The sequence below is a fragment of the Aeromonas sp. ANP5 genome (assembly GCF_963870295.1).
Taxonomy (GTDB): domain Bacteria; phylum Pseudomonadota; class Gammaproteobacteria; order Enterobacterales; family Aeromonadaceae; genus Aeromonas; species Aeromonas veronii.
In genome coordinates this window covers 263,344-276,626 of sequence record NZ_CAWMRY010000001.1, presented here as the reverse complement: position 1 = coordinate 276,626, position 13,283 = coordinate 263,344, and the positions used below count along the sequence as shown (strand labels likewise).

Here is a 13,283-nt window from a genome sequence, read left to right as displayed (position 1 = left end):
ACTCGCAGGAGTGGGCTTTTCGCTTTGAAGCTGGAGCGGGCAGCGGGAATCGAACCCGCATCATCAGCTTGGAAGGCTGAGGTAATAGCCATTATACGATGCCCGCCTGGCATCTGAAATTTGGAGCGGGTGATGGGAATCGAACCCACGTATGCAGCTTGGGAAGCTACCGTTCTACCATTGAACTACACCCGCGTCAGGGCTCCTACTATATGCATTTTGCCGCCGAGCGCAATGGCGCCTTTGCCACTTTTTTCAATAAATCAATCTGTTCGGACAAGGATTGAACAGACGGTTGCTTTTTCAATCAAACATTTTCAACACAGATAATTTACAAGGTTGCCAAGGCCAAACGGCAAGGATAGTCTTGCGCCACTCGACGCGAGGATGGTGGTAATGGATAAAAAAACGCAAAAACGTCTCTATGGCTGGTTGCGCAAGCAATCGAGTCACGGTCGCCGCTGGATCACGATATCCATCGCTTTTGGCCTTGGCCAGGGCATTCTGATGGTGGCGCAAGCCTGGCTGCTGGCGACCCTGTTGCACGGCTTTATCATCGAAGGCTCCACGCCTGAGCAATCCATCACGCTCTTTATTACCCTGCTGCTGGTGACGCTTGGCAAGGCGGCACTGGCCTACGGCCGGGAAGTGGCCAGTTTCAAGGCGGGCAGCGCGGTGCGCCAGACCATCCGCCAGCTGGTGCTCACGCGCTTGAGTCGTCTCGGCCCTGCTTATATCCAGCGCCGTCCGGCCGGTAGCTGGGCCAGTCTGTTGCTGGAACAGATTGAAAATATGCAGGATTTCTTCTCCCGCTATCTGCCGCAGATGGCCATCGCCGTCTTTATTCCGGTGGTCATTCTGGTGGCCGTGTTCCCGGTCAACTGGGCTGCGGGTCTGATCCTGCTGGGCACTGCCCCCCTCATCCCAATCTTTATGATCCTGGTGGGTGTGGGCGCCGCCGATGCCAACCGCCGCAATTTTCAGGCGCTGGCCCGTCTCTCCGGCCACTTCCTCGATCGCCTGAAGGGGCTGCGTACCCTGCAACTCTTTATGCGTACCCAGGCAGAAGGTGACGCTATTCGCGACGCCTCGGAAGATTTTCGCGAGCGCACCATGGAAGTGCTGCGCCTGGCGTTTTTGAGCACCGCCGTGCTGGAGTTCTTCGCCGCCATCTCGGTAGCGCTGGTTGCCGTCTACTTCGGCTTCTCTTATATCGACCATCTGAACTTTGGTAGCTATGGGGTCAAGGTCACCCTCTTTACCGGCCTGTTCGTGCTGTTTCTCGCCCCCGAGTTCTACGCCCCGCTGCGGGAACTGGGTGCCCACTACCACGCCAAGGCGCAGGCCATTGGCGCTGCCGAGCAGCTGCTGGAGTTCCTTGAAGCCGAGGTGAGCGAACCGGCCGCAGGCACGGCGCCGTTCCATGCCGACAGCCCGGTCAAGGTAGAAGCAAAAGGCCTTGAAGTGCTGAGCGCCGAAGGCAAGGTGCTGGTCGGCCCCATCGACTTCACTTTGGAAGCCGGTTCGCGCACCGCCCTCATCGGCGTCAGCGGCGCAGGCAAGAGCTCGCTGGTCAACGCCCTGCTCGGCTTTGCCCCCTATCGCGGCGAGCTCAAGGTCAACGGGCAGGAGCTCGCCACCCTCGACATGAGCCAGTGGCGCCTGCAGTTAGGCTGGCTATCGCAAAACCCGCAGCTGTTCCACGCCTCCTTGCGCGACAACCTGCTGCTGGCCAAGCCAACGGCCAGCGATGCCGAGCTGGAAGATGCCCTGAAACGGGCACAGGCGTGGGAATTTGCCATGGAGAAGGGGCTCGACTATCCGGTCGGCGATCAGGCAGGCGGCCTCTCGGTTGGTCAGGCCCAACGCCTTGCCCTGGCGCGAACCCTGCTCAAATCAACCCAGCTGATGGTGCTCGATGAGCCGACCGCCAGTCTGGATCGCCACTCCGAGCGCGCCATCATGACCACCCTCGAGCAGGCGATGGCTGGCCAGACCCTGCTGATGATCACCCACCGCCTCGACCAGCTCACCAAGATGGACAAGATAATGGTGCTGGCGCGCGGCCAGCTGGTGGAGCAAGGCAGCTTCCAGCAACTTAGTTCTGGGCAGGGGCCTTTTGCCCGCCTGCTCTCCCAACGTTCCGGAGGTTCTCTCGATGAGTGATCTGTTGCCGTTTCTGCGCCTCTATCGCCAACACTGGCTCAGCCTCACCATTGGTTTGCTGCTGGCGCTGGTGACCCTGGCCGCCGGCATGGGGCTGCTCTCTCTCTCCGGCTGGTTCCTCTCCGCCGCCGCCGTGGCGGGAATGACAGTTGCGACGACTCATGCCTTTAACTACATGACCCCCGCGGGCGGCGTGCGCTTCTTCTCTATCGTTCGCACCGCCGGTCGCTGGGGTGAGCGGGTAGTGAGCCACGATGCCACCTTCCGGGTACTGACACGGTTACGGGTCTGGTTCTGGCAGAAACTCTCGCCGCTCTCCACCGGTACCCTGGCCGGTTTCCGTCAGGCGGATCTGCTCAACCGACTGGTGGCCGACATCGATGCGATGGATCACGTCTACCTGCGGCTGATCACCCCCATAAGCGCGGCCCTGCTCAGCACCGCCGGACTGGTCTTCTTCCTGTCGTTTTTCGACAGCCGTCTCGCCCTTATCCTGGGAGCCATTCTGCTATTTGGCATGATTGCCCTGCCGCTGGTGTTCTACTTCCTCGGCCGTCGCCCCGGTCAGGCGCTGATTGCCGAAAAATCAATCCTGCGTACCCGGATGGTGGACTATCTGGATGGTCAGGCCGAGCTGCAGATGTTTGCCGCCGCCCCCAAGGCGCTGGTTGAGCTGCAACAAGCCGAACAGGCGCTGCTCGTCGCGCAGGCCCGGATGGCCAAGGTGAGCGGGCTGGCCAACTTCTCGGTGCAACTGCTGAGCGGCTGGACCCTGACCCTGATGCTCTGGCTGGCCGGTCATGGGGTAGCGGGTGCGGCGCCCGACCCCATTACCGCACTGATGGTCTTTGCCACCTTGGCAAGCTTCGAGGCACTGATGCCACTGGCGGGGGCTTTCCAGCACCTCTCCACCAGCCTCACCTCGGCACGCCGCCTGAACGAGATCCTGCAAGAGGCAAAAGCCCCCGTGTGGGGCGACGAGCAGACCCATGCCAGTGCTGGCGCCCTGCAGATCAATGACCTCTATTTTGGCTACCCCGGCAACCCTCAGCCGGTGCTGCGTGGCTGCACCCTGCAACTGCACGCCGGTGAGAAGCTGGCGCTGCTGGGCCAGACCGGCTGCGGCAAATCGACCCTGATGGGGCTGCTGACCCGTGAGTGGAGCCCGCAGGCTGGCAAGATCCTGCTGGGTGGCAAGCCGCTCACCGACTACAGCGAAGGGGCACTGCGCGCCTCCATCTCGGTAGTGAGCCAGCGGGTGCATCTGTTTGCCGATACCCTGCGCGGCAACCTCAAACTGGCCGCCCCGACCGCCACTGACGAGCAGCTGATTGCGGTACTGACCCAGGTCGGATTGGCCAATCTGCTGGAAGATGAGGCGGGCCTCGACGCCTGGCTCGGTGACGGCGGCCGCCCCCTCTCCGGTGGTGAGCGTCGCCGTATCGGCATCGCCCGCGCCCTGCTGCACGATGCGCCGCTCTGGCTGCTGGACGAACCGACCGAAGGGCTCGACAGCCAGACCGAGCGGGAGATCATGGATCTGCTGTTCCGGCTCGGGGCAGATCGCACCTTGCTGCTCATCTCCCACCGCCTGCTGGGGATGGAGCAAATGGACCGGATTGCCCTGATGGAAGAGGGACAGATCCGCCTCTGCGCCCCGCACAACGAGCTGCTGGGGGATGATTACTACCGCAGCCTCTATCAGCGGCTGGCTCCTGTTTGATATCAGGCTGATATCAGGCTGATGGGGGTCACACCCCGACAACAGGGCGCAAAACGGGGCTGGTCGCCGCAGGCGGCTGGCCCCTATAATGTCCCCCTCATTATTCAACAAGATGCCGACATGGAGCGCCTGCGCATTTCTACTGTCCTCATCACCGACACAAGATACGAGACGATGAAACGCCTGATCCTGATGATGCCCCTGATTGCCTCCGGCTGTGCCAACTACGCCTTCAACAGCAATCTGGATAAAGAGAACTTCGACGAATACTTCAAACCCGGTAGCGTGCGCATCTATGAACAGGATGAGCTGGCGGACCTCAACTACCTCTACCTTGGCACCATCGAGGGTGAATCCTGCCAGGCCGATGCCAACCAGCCGGTGCCCAACGCCGGTGAAGCGCGCACCCTGGCCCGCCGCCGCGCAGCCGACATGGGCGGCAACGGCGTCACCATCGACAAGTGCGCCGAGTTCAGCGACACCCCGGGCTGCCTGAAACAGGTGATCTGCTACGGGCAGGCGCTGAAAGTGGCCGAAGAGAAGTAACTCGCTGTCATGGCCCTCGCTATCGTTCGCCTTGGCAGCCCGCGCCTGCCCGATGAGGGGCTGCGGATCGGCACGGTGCGCCGCCCACCCCGCGGCGTACCCAAGAGCGAATTTGCCAGCCAGCATTGGTACGATGTCTGGTTCCCCAATCTGGCCCCCAGCAGCAAGACCATGAAGCTGGGGCAGGCAGCCGAGACACCCGCCCAATGGGCGGCGTTTGGCAAACAGTACAAGGCCGAGATGGCGCAACCTGCCGCCAGGCATGATCTGGCGCTACTGGCCGCCCTCTCCCACACCACCAACCTCTCGGTCGGTTGCTACTGCGAGCAGGAGTCCCGCTGCCATCGCACCATTTTGAAAGAGCTGCTGGTAGCCGCGGGGGCCGCCATTCGTTAGGACGGCGAGCGAAGACGGCCCCATGGGGAATCTCGTCAACCGATCTTCGGTAGCCATCAGGTATGAATAGACAGAGAGGGCATCCCGCGGGATGCCCTCTCTCGTTGTATTCACACCTGCCGCGCCACGCTCGGTAGCAGCGGCTCGATGCACTCTCCTATTACAGACTGGGCTCCAGCAACTGCTGCCGCAGCGAAGTCTCCTCGGCCTGAGTCATGGCATTCGCCGCTACCCCGGCGGCAGGCTCGATGGCCAGCCAATTGGCAAGGTCGGCGGCGGTCTCCTCCAGCGGCCGGAAGTTCAACCCGTGGACGATGGCCGCCTCGGCGCTTATAGAGCCGTAACCGGCAAACTCCGCCTGCGCGCAAGGCAAGAGGGTGGGATAGCTCTGCCAGGGCTCGATACCGGCCGCCATCAGGGTCGACCAGGGCAACCACTCGGGCTGGATGGGGCGGGCGGGCTGCAACCGGGCGCTCAGCCGCTCCAGCCAGTCGCAGAGGGTAATGCCGGGCTTGAGCAAGTTGAATGTGCCCCCCAACTGCTGCTCCGCCGCACGCAACACAAACTCGGCACAGTCGCGCACATCGAGATACTGCAAGCGATCCTCGCCACTGCCCGGCAGCAACCAGGGCCCGCCCTGCTGCACCCGCTTAATCCACCAGGCCATGCGCCCGGTAGGATCATGGGGGCCGCACAGCACGCCCGGGCGCAGGATGCAGAGCCGCTCACCCCAGCGGGCACGATACACCTGCTCGCACAACACCTTGAGCGGGCCATAGTCGCTGGGCATTTCCCCTTCGACGATAGGGTGCAGCGGCGCCGACTCATTCATCCCGGGCATTGAGAAATCGCGATAGACGCTGATGGTGGAGATAAAGATCAACCGCGCGCAGCGCCCGAGCAAGGCCGCCGAGAGGTTCGCCGCCTGCTCGGGGCGATAGCAGCAGGTATCGATGACGAGATCCCACTGCAACCCGGCCCCTTGCAGGGCGATCAGGCTCTTGTCCCTGTCGCCGGTGAGCTGCACCAGATCGCGCCAGTCCGGATGCTGGTGCAGGCCACGGTTGAACAGCGTCACTTCATGGCCCCAATCCAGCGCCAGCGCGGTAAGGTGGCGCCCCAAAAAGCCGGTGCCACCGATAATCAGCAGTTTCATCCCTCTCCCTCCCCCTTCGGCGCATGTGCGCATATTTCATCCTGACACGCCAGTTGCCTTCACCCTACGCAACTTGGCGCGCGGGCACAGCCCCCGACTGGCCGGGATGGGACAGGGATCACGGCAGCGCCGCAGAAAAGGGCGTATCGAGGCCAAGCCTGCGTTTTGGGGCTGTCTGTGCTAAATTGCCGGGGTTTTCAGTCAGGATCCGCCATGAAGTTCGAAATCGACACCCTCGGGATCATCCGCTCTCCCTACAAGGAGAAGTTCGCCATCCCCCGCCAGCCCGGACTGGTCAAATCGGCCCGCGCCCGCCTCGAGCTGATCCCCCCTTACGATCAGCCGGATGTGCTGCGCGGCATCGAGCAGTTCTCCCATCTGTGGCTCAGCTTCGTCTTTCATCAGACCATGGCGCAGGGCTGGCACCCGACGGTGCGCCCGCCGCGCCTTGGCGGCAACGAGCGGGTCGGCGTCTTTGCCACTCGCTCCACCTTCCGCCCCAATCCACTCGGCCTCTCGGTGGTCGAACTGCACGGGGTCGGCCGCGAGCGGGGCAAACTGTGGCTGGAGCTGGGGGCGGTGGATCTGCTCGATGGCACCCCCATCGTTGATATCAAACCCTACATCCCCTATGCCGACAGCCTGCCGGGGGCCCGTGGCGGCTTTGCCCCCGACGCCCCCACCCCGCCACTGGCGGTGAGCTTCAGTGCCGAGGCCGAGCAGCAGTTGCAACCCTGGCTCAAGGCCCATCCCGAGCTGCGCCAGCTGGTGAGCGAAGTGCTGGCACAAGATCCACGCCCCGCCTACAAGAAGGGTAAGCCCGATGAGAAGGAGTACGGTGTGCGGCTGTTTGACTGCAATGTCCGTTTTCGCATCAACGAACCGGATTGCGTAGTGCTGGCCATCGAGCCCGCCTGAACCTGGGCGGGCCGACATCACTGATGCTATTTCACGCCTTCTTCACGTCACAAGGGGCTTAATGAGCCTGTAAATTGTGTGGCATTGATCAGACTATCCACCCGGTTGCCAGTGATACCATGCAGACAGCAGAGGGGATCTCCTCTCTGACTGATGCCAGCAGCAGGCTATCGATGTATGGCAAGCATGGTAGCCCGGCTGTTGCCGCCAAAGGATCAGGCCTCGCTCCGACACGTTTGAGTGCGGGGATGCCACACGGATGTGACAGCACTTCGAAGGAACAAACCTATGCTGATGAACAGTGAACAACGTTATGGCACCCTGAATATCGGGCTGCACTGGCTGACCCTGTGGGCCATGATCGCCGTCTACGCCCTGATCGAATTTCGCGATATTTTCCCCAAAGGGGACCCTGGCCGTGATTTGATGAAGGAGTGGCACTTTATGCTGGGGCTGCTTATCTTCGCCCTGGTCTTTGTCAGACTGGCCCTGCGCTGGATGAGCCCGACACCGCGTATCGTGCCCGAGCTCTCCCCGATCATGCACAAGCTGGCAAAAGTGGCCCACCTCGCCCTCTACGGTTTTCTGATTCTCACCCCGCTGTTTGGCTGGCTGCTGCTGAGCGCCGCGGGCAAGCCCATCCCCTTCTTCGGGCTTGAGCTGCCTGCCCTGCTCTCCCCCAGTCCTGACCTCAAAGGGCTGATCAAAGAGGTACACGAGACGCTGGGTAATATCGGTTACGCCCTGATCGGCCTGCACACGGTGGCGGCCCTCTATCACCACCATATTCTCAAAGACAACACCCTCACCAACATGCTGCCGCCGCGCCGCAGCTAACGGGTGACAGAGAAACGCAGAGGGGGCCATCGTGGCCCCCTCTCTGTTTTCCTGAACAACCGTCATCTGCACCGCTGGCAAACGGCATCACGCCTGCTTGGCCAGCTCCTCGGTCGGCTTGCCTTTCGGCTCGTGCGGCAGCTTTTTCACATTGCTCTTGCTCTCCGGCTGCTTGCTCCCGGACGCACTGTTTTCAGACAAGGCTTGCAACACGGGATCAGCCTTGCCGGCCACGGTGGGCTGGGACTGGCCAACAAAGTTGCCGCCTTTGCAGATAGAGAGACTGCCCCCCTTGAAGATCCCCTGCATCTTGCCGCTCTCCAGGATCTCCACCTCGGCGGAGGTACAGGTGCCTTCCAGCAGACCATTGATGATCACGTGGGGCGCACTCACCTCTCCCTCAACGCTACCGCCCTGCATGATGCGCAGCACACCACCGATGAGCTGGATGGTGCCATTGATCTGACCGCGCACCTCCAGATCCCCCTCAACCTGCAACTCGCCCTTGAAGCGGGCACCGGCTGCAATCACAGTGGCGCCGGCCGACCCAGTAGCCACACCACCTTTGTTTCTTCCAAACATCCGTACTCTCTCCACCAACCACACAAGCAGAACCAGCGGCATCGGCGCCACTGGCCACAGAAAACAGGGCGACCCCAGCACGTAGAGCAGCAAGGCAGCCCCCCAGCAGAGCCAGACAATATAGAGGAGGTCGCTGCGCTCACGCTGTTGCAGTCGCGCCAGCAGCCTCCCGGCCATATCTCTCATCACATCAAACCTTTCGCAGCATGGCTGCCGACCAGCATGCCATCGACAACCCGGACCATGGTTAAACGACCAGTTGGCGCGAACTCTGAAGTCCCGCTGATTCAGTCCCGATACAGCCGGGATGCATTAGGATTCGAATTGACTCGAAGCGACATACACTTTCTAATTGACAGCCTGGATCCCTATGACCGCTCACATCATGAAAATTCTGTTGGTCGAAGACGACAAGCTGCTCAATCACCACCTCTCCTCTCTGCTGACCGAAGCCGACAATCAGGTCTACAGCACCGACCAGGCCGGGATTGCACTGCACTACGCCGCCGACTATCCCATTGATGTGGCCATCATCGACCTCGGTCTGCCCGATATGGACGGCCTGCAACTGATCCGGCAACTGCGCGAACGGCAGATCCCCTTCCCCATCATTGTGCTGACCGCCCGTGGCAACTGGCAGGACAAGGTCGAAGGACTGGAAGCGGGTGCTGATGACTATCTGGTCAAACCGTTCCAGAAAGATGAGCTGCTGGCCCGACTCAATGCGCTGGTGCGCCGCAGCGCCGGTTTTATCTCGCCCAAGGTGAAGGCCGGTGATTACGAGCTGGATCTCTCCCGCAAGGAGCTGACCATCGCCGGAGAAGTGGCGGTGCTCACCAGCTTTGAATACCTGATTCTGGAGTACCTGATGCGTAACGCCCGTCAGGTGGTCTCCAAGCAGCAACTGCTCGACCAGCTCTACGGCGATGGCGAAGGGGACCCCAACACCATCGAAGTGATGGTGAGCCGCCTGCGCAAGAAGCTGGATCCGGAGGGGACGATTCAACCCATCTCCACCATCCGGCGTCAGGGTTATATCTTCAACCTCTCCTGTAACTGATGCAGTTTCATCTGCCGCGCCCCATCAAGATGATCCGCAGCTCACTGCACATCAAACTGCTGCTCAGCTCGCTGCTGGTCATCGCGCTGATCATGGGGTTTGCCGTCTACGCCCTCTATCTTGGCCACGTCGAGGAGCAGACCCAGAAGGCCAGCGCCCGGATGCAGGAGAACCTGGCCAAGCTGTTTTCCTCCACCGAGCCGGATGACAAGGGGTCGAACGTCGAGCTGGGGCGGATATCCCGTGGTGCGGGGGATCGCAACCTCGATACCCTGATCTGCCGCGCCGATGGCGATCTGGTCTGGTCGAGCCTCCATATGCCGGAGGTGATCAAGGCCAAACAGACCATCTGCGGCGACCTGATGAAGTATCTGGGGGGGATGGATCTCGACTACTTCTTCAAGAAGCACACCATCAAGAACGGAGAGAGCTACTTCGTCTACAGCCTGCGGTTTATCCGCAATCCCGGCAGCGGCACCACCGCCTACTACGTGGTGATGATCGACTCGGCCAAACGCTACCACGAAGAGTCCCGCACCTATCTCTACCAGACCGCCAAACAGGCGCTGCTCGCCTATATGCTGCTGGCCGGGCTGCTGCTGCTCACCACCTTCTGGAGCCTCAGCTCCCTGCGCACCATCGCCCGCCAGATCGACGATATCCGGGCCGGCAAGCGCGATGACCTCTCGAGCGATTTTGAGCGGGAGCTGGCCCCGCTGACCGACTCCATCAACCAGCTGCTGGAGAACGAACGCCAGCAGACCCAGCGCTACCAGCACGCCCTCAACGATCTCGCCCACAGCCTGAAAACCCGGCTGGCGCTGATCCAGATCACCACCCGCGAAGTGAAGCTGGGGCGGGAGATCCACGACAACATCAATGAGCAGATCCTCACCATGGATCAGATGATCCAGTATCAGCTCAGACGGGCCGTGACAGGCCGCCAGCGCCTTGCCAGCAAGGGCACCGAACCGGTGCCGCTGATTGAAAAACTGCTGGCCAGCCTGACCAAGGTTTATCGCCACAAGAAACTGCAAACCCACTTCAAGTTCGACGATGACGCCCTCTTTCACGGCGAACAGGGCGACCTGATGGAGCTGATGGGTAACCTGCTCGACAACGCCTGCAAGTTTGCCATCAGCGAAGTGAAGGTGACGGTGCGCCGCCATCTCGAGCGGCTACGCATCGAAGTGGAAGATGATGGCCCGGGTATCGATCCGGCCAAATCGGAGCAGATCTTCCAGCGCGGCGTGCGGGCTGACAGCTCGCCGGGTCAGGGCATAGGTCTGGCGGTGGTCACCGAAATCGTCCACAGCTACGGCGGCCAGATCCGGGTCGATGAATCCCCCCTCGGCGGCGCCCGCTTTACGCTGGATCTTCCCTGATCGGCATTGCCCTGCCCAGCCTCGCCAGTGATGGCCCTACCACAAGGCCTCCGACCTCGGGGGCCTTGTCGTTTCTACCACCCAAGTTGTTTTAATTTATTGATCCGGCACTGATTATCACCCCGCAGCTCTTCCACCACCGGCTTCAATCGGTATCATGGTGGCGCGGCACAAAGCTGCTTCCGGAGCCACACCATGAGCATTCGTTTTCATAAGTGTGTTATCCGCAAAAAATGGGGGAAAGCAGCAAGCAAGGGGCTGTAACTTGAGGGCGGTAGCATTTAAAAATTAATTATTCATTATATGAACCTTCGTCTGAAAAAATATTAACCACTAACAACCCAATATAAATCAATATTAAAGCAAAATAAAATGAATAGTATAAAAGAACATTCTCTATCAATATTATTTTTATCATTACTTATTTTTTCAATTTCTGCCACTCTATACTTTATACCAAAAGTGACAAATGAATGGCTGTCAAGTAACGCACCAGCATGGATACAAGCCATAGGCAGTATAGCAGCAATATTCGCAGCCACATTAATTTCAAGCAATCAATATAAAAATGAAAAACGGCTGGAGGCTGAACGAATAGCTAAATCAGAAATACAAAAACTGATGGTGGTAAAAGCGCTCATGGCAAGGTCATACCAATTAAGTAAAGATATAACAACAGCATTTGCCACTCAAAAAGACTCTGACTTTGATTCCGTTACACCATTACTGATGGTTGATACACACACTGCATTAATGGCTCTCCCCACATTTGAAATTCCAGATGGGTTATTATCACTAGATGCCTTAACTATAGGTAGAGCTTTGAATGTACTTGCTGAACATTGGTCTGATTTTTGTTCCGCTGTTACAAAAAACAATCATATTGATGTTCCAGAGGCTATACCATTACAAGAACTCGCAAAAGAAATTGAGGCAATAACTGGTGATGCAATTAAAATATGCGCGAAAGAAATAGCAAAGAGAGAACTGATTACTGGTATTAAAACTGGATGGGGGAATTGATTTTGTATTTTCTACGCCATTGATAGCTTACAACAGATTTACTGTAAGCTTGTTTGTTAGCTTACGAAAAACTAAGCATCTGTATTTCACGTATTACCTATCTAAACTCACTCTAAAAAACAATTAATTCAATAATTATTTTTTAGTAAGATTCATACCATGAACAGTGTACTGTTTTATCCTAAAATTCCGAGAAGCGGGTTGATCCCCCTCATTAAAAAGCACAATAATTCAGGAATGCAATATGGGTGAAGTGATTTTACAGGGATTTATTATTGTGCCTCTCTCCGAGCTTACGATAGTCAAGCGCGAGCTTGATGCCCATATCCGTTTAACTCGTGCGGAAAAAGACTGCCTGATCTTTGAGGTGACTCAAGACCCTCTCAATCCCTGCAGATTCGATGTCTATGAAGAGTTTGTTGATGAGGCAGCTTTTCAAGCGCACCAAGCCAGAGTCAAATCCTCCCGCTGGGGTGAAATTACCGTCAATGTCGAGCGACACTATACGGTAACAGGGATTGCATAAATCACAGTCTTGCCATTTTGGCCAAGGTGACGAATCGGGAATGGCGCAGAACTCTCCCCCCTCTCGCTACCGCGAATGCCCGATTACGCTGCGCTTATCGAGCCTGCGTTACTTCCACCCTTTGTTATTAAGGCCACTATGATCCGCCCATTATCTGCCACCGATCTGGATGCCGCCGTCGAGCTCTGGTATCAGGCATCGGTGCAGGCCCACGACTTTATTCCCGCCACCTTTTGGCGTGAGCAACAGGCAGCGATGCGTGATAGTTATCTGCCCGCCAGCAAGAGCTGGGTATATGAGGAGGATGGACAGCTACTGGGCTTTATCTCCTGGTATCAGGGGTCTGTTGCCGCCCTGTTTATCTCCCCGGATCACCAAGCACACGGGTTGGGTCGCCAACTGCTCGAACACCTCAAAGCCCAATATGATCGACTCGAGTTGACGGTATACGCCGAAAATGAGCAGGCGCGGCGCTTCTATTGCCGCAACGGTTTCAAAGAGGGTGAGCAGCAGTTGTGCGAGCATAGCGGCCGCCCCGAGCTGGTGATGCATTGGCAACGGGATTAAGCGGGTCTCCCATAGCGATGGCGGGTATCCTTTACCTGTTTTGTGGTCGCCTTGAATGCCATGACGGCATTCTCTACAATGACCCACTTTTTATTCATTTCGGGTTATATCGATGAGCGATACCAGCACCAAACCGGCTCTGCCGGATCACCTCTCCTGCAATCCCCGCAGCCCTCACTATGTGGCCGCCTGCTTCGAGCACCCGATCGGTATTCGCCTGAACGGCAAAGAGCGCACCGATGTCGAGGAATACTGCATCAGCGAAGGTTGGGTAAAGATCCCCTCCCCCAAGGCGCTGGATCGCCGTGGTCAGCCCATCCTGATCAAGCTCAAGGGCACCGTTGAAGCCTTCTACAGCTAATCAGCGCGCTGCTGTTTGATAAACAACAAGGCCACCC

Annotated in this window: 14 protein-coding genes and 2 tRNA genes; 12 read left to right on the top strand and 4 right to left on the bottom strand. The window is 58.6% G+C overall.

The features are described 5' to 3' along the window. Nucleotides 1–31: 31 nt before the first annotated feature. Together AACT07_RS01205 and AACT07_RS01200 are read right to left on the bottom strand one after the other, a co-directional pair. Nucleotides 32–106: transfer RNA gene (locus AACT07_RS01205), tRNA-Gly, on the bottom strand. A gap of 15 nt (nt 107–121) precedes the next feature. Then, nucleotides 122–195: transfer RNA gene (locus AACT07_RS01200), tRNA-Gly, on the bottom strand. Between the two features lie 201 nt (nt 196–396). Between AACT07_RS01200 and cydD the strand changes: the two genes are divergently transcribed. From cydD to AACT07_RS01180, 4 genes are all read left to right on the top strand, one after another. Continuing rightward, on the top strand, nt 397–2,166 hold the full coding sequence (gene cydD / locus AACT07_RS01195; protein ID WP_021230490.1) for a heme ABC transporter permease/ATP-binding protein CydD: 1,770 nt from the start codon (nt 397–399) through the stop codon (nt 2,164–2,166). After that, nucleotides 2,159–3,889 (top strand): heme ABC transporter ATP-binding protein/permease CydC, encoded by a 1,731-nt coding sequence (cydC, locus tag AACT07_RS01190; RefSeq protein ID WP_069526354.1) that lies wholly within the window; start codon nt 2,159–2,161, stop codon nt 3,887–3,889. Before cydD ends, cydC begins: the two co-directional genes overlap by 8 nt. A 174-nt stretch (nt 3,890–4,063) precedes the next feature. Next, the gene (rcsF, locus tag AACT07_RS01185) at nt 4,064–4,435 is read left to right on the top strand and encodes an Rcs stress response system protein RcsF (protein ID WP_013723982.1); all 372 of its coding nucleotides are present in this window, start codon (nt 4,064–4,066) and stop codon (nt 4,433–4,435) included. Nucleotides 4,436–4,444: 9 nt separating this feature from the next. Continuing rightward, complete coding sequence (locus AACT07_RS01180) at nt 4,445–4,831, top strand: DUF488 domain-containing protein (protein ID WP_069526353.1); 387 nt, start codon at nt 4,445–4,447, stop codon at nt 4,829–4,831. Nucleotides 4,832–4,991: 160 nt separating this feature from the next. Here AACT07_RS01180 and AACT07_RS01175 read toward each other — a convergent pair whose 3' ends face one another. Further along, the gene (locus tag AACT07_RS01175; protein WP_069526352.1) at nt 4,992–5,987 is read right to left on the bottom strand and encodes an NAD-dependent epimerase/dehydratase family protein; all 996 of its coding nucleotides are present in this window, start codon (nt 5,985–5,987) and stop codon (nt 4,992–4,994) included. Nucleotides 5,988–6,200: 213 nt separating this feature from the next. Between AACT07_RS01175 and tsaA the strand changes: the two genes are divergently transcribed. Further along, nucleotides 6,201–6,905, top strand: a complete 705-nt coding sequence (gene tsaA, locus AACT07_RS01170; RefSeq protein ID WP_069526351.1) for a tRNA (N6-threonylcarbamoyladenosine(37)-N6)-methyltransferase TrmO — start codon at nt 6,201–6,203, stop codon at nt 6,903–6,905. Between the two features lie 288 nt (nt 6,906–7,193). After that, on the top strand, nt 7,194–7,742 hold the full coding sequence (locus AACT07_RS01165) for a cytochrome b (RefSeq protein ID WP_069526350.1): 549 nt from the start codon (nt 7,194–7,196) through the stop codon (nt 7,740–7,742). Nucleotides 7,743–7,829: 87 nt separating this feature from the next. Here the strand turns inward: AACT07_RS01165 and AACT07_RS01160 are convergent, their stop codons facing one another. Next, complete coding sequence (locus AACT07_RS01160; protein ID WP_069526349.1) at nt 7,830–8,510, bottom strand: bactofilin family protein; 681 nt, start codon at nt 8,508–8,510, stop codon at nt 7,830–7,832. A 199-nt stretch (nt 8,511–8,709) separates the two neighbouring features. On the opposite strand from AACT07_RS01160, the gene AACT07_RS01155 reads away from it, so the two are divergent. From AACT07_RS01155 to AACT07_RS01130, 6 genes are all read left to right on the top strand, one after another. After that, complete coding sequence (locus AACT07_RS01155; protein WP_040066247.1) at nt 8,710–9,384, top strand: response regulator transcription factor; 675 nt, start codon at nt 8,710–8,712, stop codon at nt 9,382–9,384. Continuing rightward, complete coding sequence (locus tag AACT07_RS01150) at nt 9,384–10,769, top strand: ATP-binding protein (RefSeq protein WP_005338217.1); 1,386 nt, start codon at nt 9,384–9,386, stop codon at nt 10,767–10,769. Before AACT07_RS01155 ends, AACT07_RS01150 begins: the two co-directional genes overlap by 1 nt. Nucleotides 10,770–11,141: 372 nt before the next feature. Beyond that, nucleotides 11,142–11,792, top strand: a complete 651-nt coding sequence (locus AACT07_RS01145; RefSeq protein WP_139123722.1) for a hypothetical protein — start codon at nt 11,142–11,144, stop codon at nt 11,790–11,792. A gap of 244 nt (nt 11,793–12,036) precedes the next feature. Continuing rightward, nucleotides 12,037–12,318 carry a putative quinol monooxygenase gene (locus AACT07_RS01140; RefSeq protein ID WP_069526348.1) on the top strand — a complete coding sequence of 94 codons (282 nt, stop codon included), beginning with the start codon at nt 12,037–12,039 and terminating at the stop codon, nt 12,316–12,318. A 138-nt stretch (nt 12,319–12,456) separates the two neighbouring features. After that, a complete protein-coding gene (locus AACT07_RS01135; RefSeq protein ID WP_069526347.1) occupies nt 12,457–12,885 on the top strand; it encodes an N-acetyltransferase in 429 nt (142 codons plus the stop codon). Between the two features lie 112 nt (nt 12,886–12,997). Next, nucleotides 12,998–13,246 carry a DUF3297 family protein gene (locus AACT07_RS01130; RefSeq protein ID WP_005338226.1) on the top strand — a complete coding sequence of 83 codons (249 nt, stop codon included), beginning with the start codon at nt 12,998–13,000 and terminating at the stop codon, nt 13,244–13,246. Nucleotides 13,247–13,283: the final 37 nt, after the last annotated feature.

Bases quoted from the DNA above. Each gene is read 5' to 3' on its own strand.
- cydD (WP_021230490.1), top strand. From the start codon at position 397: ATGGATAAAAAAACGCAAAAACGTCTCTATGGCTGGTTGCGCAAGCAA.
- cydC (WP_069526354.1), top strand. From the start codon at position 2,159: ATGAGTGATCTGTTGCCGTTTCTGCGCCTCTATCGCCAACACTGGCTC.
- rcsF (WP_013723982.1), top strand. From the start codon at position 4,064: ATGAAACGCCTGATCCTGATGATGCCCCTGATTGCCTCCGGCTGTGCC.
- AACT07_RS01180 (WP_069526353.1), top strand. From the start codon at position 4,445: ATGGCCCTCGCTATCGTTCGCCTTGGCAGCCCGCGCCTGCCCGATGAG.
- AACT07_RS01175 (WP_069526352.1), bottom strand. From the start codon at position 5,987: ATGAAACTGCTGATTATCGGTGGCACCGGCTTTTTGGGGCGCCACCTT.
- tsaA (WP_069526351.1), top strand. From the start codon at position 6,201: ATGAAGTTCGAAATCGACACCCTCGGGATCATCCGCTCTCCCTACAAG.
- AACT07_RS01165 (WP_069526350.1), top strand. From the start codon at position 7,194: ATGCTGATGAACAGTGAACAACGTTATGGCACCCTGAATATCGGGCTG.
- AACT07_RS01160 (WP_069526349.1), bottom strand. From the start codon at position 8,510: ATGAGAGATATGGCCGGGAGGCTGCTGGCGCGACTGCAACAGCGTGAG.
- AACT07_RS01155 (WP_040066247.1), top strand. From the start codon at position 8,710: ATGAAAATTCTGTTGGTCGAAGACGACAAGCTGCTCAATCACCACCTC.
- AACT07_RS01150 (WP_005338217.1), top strand. From the start codon at position 9,384: ATGCAGTTTCATCTGCCGCGCCCCATCAAGATGATCCGCAGCTCACTG.
- AACT07_RS01145 (WP_139123722.1), top strand. From the start codon at position 11,142: ATGAATAGTATAAAAGAACATTCTCTATCAATATTATTTTTATCATTA.
- AACT07_RS01140 (WP_069526348.1), top strand. From the start codon at position 12,037: ATGGGTGAAGTGATTTTACAGGGATTTATTATTGTGCCTCTCTCCGAG.
- AACT07_RS01135 (WP_069526347.1), top strand. From the start codon at position 12,457: ATGATCCGCCCATTATCTGCCACCGATCTGGATGCCGCCGTCGAGCTC.
- AACT07_RS01130 (WP_005338226.1), top strand. From the start codon at position 12,998: ATGAGCGATACCAGCACCAAACCGGCTCTGCCGGATCACCTCTCCTGC.